The following is a 518-nucleotide window of genomic DNA, read 5'->3' as shown; positions in this document are numbered from 1 at the left end:
ACCAGCTCGGAGACCATGGTCATCAGATGCTCCAGCGTATCCACGTTGACGCGGATCGACTGGTTGGCGATGCTGGCCCCCTCGGCGGCGCCCTCGTCGGCGATCGACTTCTTCGGCGCGGCCTTTTCCTTGGGCGCCTTGGCTTCCTTGGCAGCGTCCTTGGCAACAGCCGCCGGCGCTTCAGCGGCGGGCGCGGGCTCGGCCTTGACTTCGGCTTTGGCAACCGGGGCCGGGACTTCGATCGCGGTCTCGCGGAAGGCGCGCTCGAGCTCGTCGAGCGAGACTTCGCCCGGACGCAGTGGACGCTCCAGGCTCGGGTCGGCCAGCACGCCGGAGGACGGCGCGGCTTCAGCGGCGACAGGTGCTTCCGGCACCAGCGGCGGCGCTTCGGCCACGGGAGCAGCAGCACCGGCCGGCATCGGCTGCGCCGAGCCTGACATAGCCGCCATGCCCTGCTCGACCATCGCTTCCAGCTTGTCGATGAGATCGCGGTCGGTGCCCTCGGGCTCGGCTTCGGT

The 518-nt window shown here is 70.1% G+C and carries 1 pseudogene; it reads right to left on the bottom strand.

Going from position 1 to position 518, the window contains the following annotated elements:
• Window positions 1-518: pseudogene (locus AC0L20_RS39785) on the bottom strand (hybrid sensor histidine kinase/response regulator); the annotation flags it as partial.

The sequence above is a fragment of the Bradyrhizobium sp. Kon58 genome (assembly GCF_055807455.1).
This window is presented reverse-complemented; position numbering and strand designations above follow the sequence as displayed.